Source organism: Brasilonema bromeliae SPC951 (assembly GCF_012912135.1).
In the GTDB taxonomy this organism is placed as follows: Bacteria; Cyanobacteriota; Cyanobacteriia; order Cyanobacteriales; family Nostocaceae; genus Brasilonema; species Brasilonema bromeliae.
Genome location: NZ_QMEB01000316.1, coordinates 1 through 5,986 on the forward strand (window position 1 = coordinate 1; position 5,986 = coordinate 5,986).

5 protein-coding genes are annotated in these 5,986 nt (G+C 41.3%); 2 read left to right on the top strand and 3 right to left on the bottom strand.

Going from position 1 to position 5,986, the window contains the following annotated elements:
* The coding region (locus DP116_RS26450; RefSeq protein WP_169157973.1) for a thioesterase II family protein at positions 1–536 on the top strand (536 nt) is incomplete at its 5' end.
* 7 nt (positions 537–543) lie between these two features.
* On the opposite strand, the gene DP116_RS26455 is transcribed toward DP116_RS26450, so the two are convergent.
* A complete protein-coding gene (locus tag DP116_RS26455; RefSeq protein WP_169157974.1) occupies positions 544–1,188 on the bottom strand; it encodes a sigma-70 family RNA polymerase sigma factor in 645 nt (214 codons plus the stop codon).
* Between the two features lie 110 nt (positions 1,189–1,298).
* Here DP116_RS26455 and DP116_RS26460 point away from each other — a divergent pair, with 110 nt between their 5' ends.
* Positions 1,299–2,033: an HAD family hydrolase gene (locus DP116_RS26460; protein ID WP_169157975.1), complete on the top strand. Its 735-nt coding sequence runs from the start codon at positions 1,299–1,301 to the stop codon at positions 2,031–2,033.
* Positions 2,034–2,136: 103 nt separating this feature from the next.
* Here DP116_RS26460 and DP116_RS26465 read toward each other — a convergent pair whose 3' ends face one another.
* Entirely contained in the window at positions 2,137–4,893 is a 2,757-nt protein-coding gene (locus DP116_RS26465) for a zinc-dependent metalloprotease (RefSeq protein WP_169157976.1), read from the bottom strand.
* Between the two features lie 208 nt (positions 4,894–5,101).
* The gene (locus DP116_RS26470; protein WP_169157977.1) at positions 5,102–5,800 is read right to left on the bottom strand and encodes a LuxR C-terminal-related transcriptional regulator; all 699 of its coding nucleotides are present in this window, start codon (positions 5,798–5,800) and stop codon (positions 5,102–5,104) included.
* Positions 5,801–5,986 lie beyond the last annotated feature (186 nt).

Consider the following 5,986-nt stretch of genomic DNA (forward strand, 5'->3'; position numbering starts at 1 on the left):
CCCTCTTGCCAAGCCTCAATAAACCTTTCGTCTTCTTCGGTCACAGCATGGGCGCAGTGGTTAGCTTTGAACTTGCGCGACGACTTTATCAAAATTATCGCTTGACTCCATTACATTTATATGTATCTGGTCACCGCGCTCCACAAATTCCCGATCCAGAACCACCTATTCACAATTTGCCAGAACCAGCATTCTTAAATGAACTACGCCGCTATAACGGTACGCCCAAAGAAGTACTAGATAACTCCGAACTCATGCAACTGCTTCTTCCAATCCTGCGGGCAGATTTTGCTGTTCTGGAAAATTACGTTTACACTCCCTCTGTTCCACTAACTTGTCCCATTACTGCTTTCGGGGGCTTACAAGATTGGAAAGTCAGTCGTGAAGATTTGGCAGGTTGGCAACAACAGACTAATGGTGCTTTTTCAATACAGATGTTTCCTGGAGATCATTTCTTTGTGTACTCATCCCAGTCACTCCTGCTACAGCAGCTTTGTGAAGAACTGCATAGCTACGCCCGCAAGCTAAATGTGTAAAAAAATGCTATATAAACCCCTCTTTTTCAGCAAAACTTCGTAAACGAGGAAGACACTGCCGTTGATAAAAACTACTCAAAGTGGAAACAGGTAAATTAAATTCCGCTGATAGTTCCTTCCAACTCACTTCTGGTGGCATACGTTTCAAAATTAACACTTGACAATTCACTTGCGGATGTCCTTGAATGTATGTCTGGCGCAGTTCTCCATCAGCGTCTTTCTCTGCCCACGATCTAACGTTTTCTAAAATAGGAGGAATATCAGGTTCAGCAGCAAGGTTATCTACAGGATTAACAATTTCACTTGCTTCACCCAAGCGAAACTGGTTGATATTAGCAGAAACTATTCTGGCTTGTTGTCGTTGATGATCACGGTAAAAGTCTTGCAGTCTGCGTTTTAGATAAACATTCAGCCAAGTTATAACACTACCTAAAGAAGAATCGTACCTCTGACCTGTTGTTCCTTCACAAATGTTGCGACAAAAATATAACCAAGTTTGTTGCAATGCATCCTGATAGTAAGGAGTCGTTTCCCTCCAGAGTTTGCTTGAGGTTAAACGAATGACTCGCGTCAGCAGTTTTTGACGTTCTGGACTTCCGGGTAGGTGTTGACAAGCTTCGTCAACTAAGCAGGATAACAGTTCCTCATCCATAGCATTTGTGGCAAAACAGCAAGCATTATCAGTATTGCTCAGAAACTGATTCTATAGTATTACCCCTCGTCGCGATATTATATGCTATGCCCTTTTTTCAGAGGTGTCTTTTGGCAACTATTCAGTGTAGAAATGTGACGTTTTCCAATATCCAAGCGATTCTGTTTGACAAAAATGGTACGTTAGAAGACTCAGAAGCTGATTTACGTGCTTTCGCACAAAGAGGAGCACGGATAATTGATGCCCAAATTCCTGGCACTGGGGAACCATTGTTAATGGCATTTGGTGTTAATGGTGATAACCTCGATCCAGCGGGTTTAATCGCGGTGGCGAGTCGTCGCGAAACAGAAATTGCTGCAGCAGCATATATTGCGGAAACTGGACGGAGTTGGTTTGAGTCGTTGGCGATCGCCCGTCAAGCTTTGGACGACGCTGAAAAATACCTTGGCAATACACCTTCACCTTTGTTTGTAGGTAGTTTGGAAGTGCTAAAGTCTTTATCGGAAACTGAATTGAAATTAGGAATTCTTTCAGCAGCGACAACCCAAGAAGTCCGTGCTTTTGTCAAGCATCATCAATTAGGTGATTACATTCAATTATCTATGGGAGTCGATAAAGGACCAAGTAAACCAGATCCAATTTTATTTTTGCAAGCATGCCAAGCTTTAGGAGTCCAACCAAGTGCTACGCTCATGGTAGGAGATTCTGTGGGTGATATGCAAATGGCGCGTCATGCTAAAGCTGCTGGTTGCATTGGTATTACTTGGGTGGGGAAGGCGGAGAATGTCAAAGGTGCGGATGTGGTGATAAATCGACTGGATGAAATTCAAGTTGTTAGTGAATGAATCATAGCCATTCTGTTGTTGAGCGATAAATAATTCTTTGCTCAACAACTTTGCTAAAAACTAGCAAGCGCTTTTATGTATTGAATTCTAAAATCAAACCTCATCAATTAGAAAGCAATTGTGCGTTTAAAGCTTTGGTAATGCGATCGCTCGTTTCTTCCAAATGAGCCAGCGTGTAAATATCCAACTTACCACCGTGTTGTTTAACACCAACATCAATAGCTTTCAGCAGTTCACGCAATTCATACCAAGCGATTGTACGACCATCTTCAGGGACATAAGTTGTACGCAACACCATCCCTAGCAAAATATTCAGATGTTCCCGTTGCAGGGAACGGCGGATGCTAGAAATTGACATATGTGATTCGGAAGTGAAAACTTCTGTCCAAATGTCTTTTTGCAATGTGTCAAACAGTTCTGGTATTGTCAGGGATTCCCCAGGCAAAGTTTTTAATTCTAGATCACGTAAACGATTTAAGCGATCGCCATCTAATAAACTTCGCAATATCACACTTTGAAGCTGCAAAATACGCTCATGAATTGGATAATCGAGACGGTAAACAGGTATAGGGTTACCCCAGTGTGAAAAGCGCGATGGTGCTAATTGATTCAGCAATTGTGATGAAAAACGAAAAGCATCCTGATCAAATACATATTCATGTAAATTTGTCAATATCTGACGTTGTTTTTCTAGAGGAACTGGTACAAAGTGAGCATGAGTATCATCTAAAGCATGGTGACGCTTAAAAGACTGCCCACCAATGTATTTAGTGAGCAAAATGGCATTACGGAAATAGTATTGAAATATTCTGTTAAATAATAGACGTCGCTCACTATAACTTTCTCCTTTCAAGGGAGAACGCTTATCTAGACGCTGCCACATCATGCGGGCATTATCCATTTGCCATTGAGAATAAACTAACACATCACTACTCATATCCCAGACATTTGCCAGAGGATTGATATCCCAAATATCTTCATCTGTGGCGTAAGATAATTCTGGTTGAGGCGACGCTAAAGCAATTTGCTCTAAAAAAGGCTTTTCAGTCAAAGGAGTGATTCCCTCAAGCATCAGATGCGAGTACCTTTTGTAACCGTACTCAATTGCCCATTCGTCGTAGGGACCAATAATCGCGGGAAAATAATCGCCTTGTTGTACTCCTTGTGGTGCGATGTTGACAGGTACATAATCCATCACTGAACCTACCAAACCTTTGGTGTGAGTGATTTCAGTATTGTTTAATTCCTCGGGTGCTAACATTGTGCTACCGTGAAAGTTGTGGCGTAAACCAAGGGTGTGTCCAACTTCATGAGCGATCAGAGAACGTAAATATTGATGTACGTACTTTTTCATTTGGTCACTACTTGGTGTAGCATCTTGCACGAGTGAGAGCGTTAACGCTCCCATTGCGGCTTGAAAAGATGACTCCATACCGTAGTAGAAGTCAGAATCATTAGACCAAGATTCTCTGTTTTCAACTATTGATTTTTGAATTCCAGTTGCATTGTGCTGGCTCATTTTGACTCCAGACTTTGCATAGATACTCATCGGGTAGAGGTCATCTGAATTTGCTTCTATCAATGTGTGATAATTTTGCTGAATTGAGCGCACCATATTGGCATCGACAATGATGTCTGCATCTAAGATTTCCCCAGTGAGTGGGTTAACGCGCATTGGTCCTCTGGCAAAACCTGCATCTAGAGAATTAAACCAGCGAATTGTGTTGTAACGCACATCTGCGGGGTGCCAATCAGCATCATCTGGCATTTGGCGGACTTCAATGGCGTTTTGAAATCCTACTTTTTCAAATGCTTTGTTCCACATCAAAACGCCTTCACGAACTGCATCGCGGTATTCTAACGGTACGGCATTTTCAATCCAAAACACAATCGGTTTTTTAGGTGGAGACAAAGCAGCATTTGGATCAGATGGTTCAAGATGCCAACGATTGATGTAACGTACAAATGGTTCTTTGCCAATATTGCCAGAGAAGTTCTGGAAGGCAGTAATAAAATATCCAACTCTGTCGTCAGCAAATCTGGGAATATAGCCGTTGTTTTCTCTGAGTTGGGAAAAACTATAGTGTACTTTGAGCGTGAGTGCCCTGCTGTCAGGTAAGGTGATTAAATCTGCTCCTTCTGGTGATGAAAAACCATAAATCGAATCAATCTCTAGATTTAAAGGAAGGCTGTTGACATCACCCAAATATGACTTACTTTCTTGTAACTGATATTCAGTTTGCAAAGAGTATTTTAATAGAGAAGTTAATCCAGGAAAGTCCTGCATGAGCAGGTCATTTATATCAATCAGAATATTTTTTGTGTATGGGTCGATACAAACTATATTAACTGCATAAAGAACAGAGTCGCTAAATGAACGAGCAAGCGATCGCTCTTCTGGTTGACCCGCTTCTGTGCGGAACTTAACATTACGAATCACAAAGTGCAAATTATTGTTAACTCGCTGGAAGTAGAACAGAAAATCTTGTAACGGGAGTCCACTATAAAGTCCACTTTCCCCAACGCCTGACTCCAAAGTTACTATACCCAAGTAATTTTTGTTGAGTTGTTCTGGCTTAATTTCCCAATAGATTTCGCCAGAATCTTTAGCGCGATAAAGCGTAAAAAGTCCCTCTAACTTATCTGCACCTTTGATTATCTCGCGAAATCTTCGGAAATCATCCTTTCTGTTCTCTTGATGCGTATTGTCAGCCATTGCTAACTTTTCAATTCCCGGTAGTGTATTTAATTGCTGTACGTAAACATCTGAAAGTTGGTTAGCTTTTGCGTCATTAGCTCCTAGCAACAGGTTGTACAATAACGTTATATATATTAATAATCTTGTTATCCAGTTTTTCATACTTCAGCTTCCCGTGGCAAAGCAGATTTTATCTCTGCATCCCCCTTAAGTATTAATAGATTAGCTGTTTTTATATTTTTAATAAAGTTATGTATTTTACCAAAGTTACTAGAAAAGTATGAGTTAATGACTGACTAACTGACACTTAAGTCAGAAAGTAGCGCGTGCGTAAGTCCTAAATTTTTTATTCTTTTATAGAACGTAGGCGTTAGAGCACATTTCTAGACGCCAAAAGCCTGGTGTTGGAAAAAAGCCGTGCTACTAACTCAGCACGAGAAGAAACTTCAAGCTTGCGAAACATTCGTTTTAAGGCTTGCTTAACAGAATTTTCTGTAATCCAAAGGGCTGTACCGATTTCAGCATTTGTTCGCCCTTGTGCGACTAGTTCGGCAATTTGAATTTCACGCGGTGTTAAGCGATTAATATTCACAGAATTGAATTCAGTTGGTTGTGACGATGTTGTTGTTAACCAGGTTGACAGATGAAGGCAAAGGGCACTCAGTTCAGTAAGTTCTTGAGTATTAAACGCAGAAGTACCGCGAACGCGAGTAAAGCCAACTCCGCCCACAAGGCGACCATGACTAACAATTGGTCCAGCCATTACATGCGCGTGATCAGAACGCGGACAAATCATCGACCACGCCCCAGGAGGTAATAATAATTCTTCGTGAACTGGGGCATGATGCTCAACTACGTAACGCAAGACGGGATTATGTTCTAAAGATAAAGCTAATTTAACAATGCCCGGAAGATTTGTTTCGACAAGGGGAAGCTGATCAAAGAAAAAAAGCCCCCAACGTTGAGCAACAAAATACTCACCAATTCTAACCATGACGTGCAGTCGTAGTTCCTGCTCATCACGAGTTTGAGCGATCGCTTGAAATAAAGACTGCAAAGAATTTGTCATCTGAATAGTTACAGAAAAAGTAATTGTAGGTTGGGTAGAGCGTAAGCGAAACTCAACATTGGGCGTATTTGTTGGGTTTCGTTCCAACGGCCCAACCTACGCCTACTACGCCTACTAATTTGCCATCTATAAGTCAATACGGTTCAGTTAAGGCTGAAAACGTTATTGAGGACACGAAAAGAAGGA

Excerpts from the sequence above, each read along its gene's own strand:
- DP116_RS26465 (WP_169157976.1), bottom strand. The coding sequence starts at position 4,893 with ATGAAAAACTGGATAACAAGATTATTAATATATATAACGTTATTGTAC.
- DP116_RS26470 (WP_169157977.1), bottom strand. The coding sequence starts at position 5,800 with ATGACAAATTCTTTGCAGTCTTTATTTCAAGCGATCGCTCAAACTCGT.
- DP116_RS26455 (WP_169157974.1), bottom strand. The coding sequence starts at position 1,188 with ATGGATGAGGAACTGTTATCCTGCTTAGTTGACGAAGCTTGTCAACAC.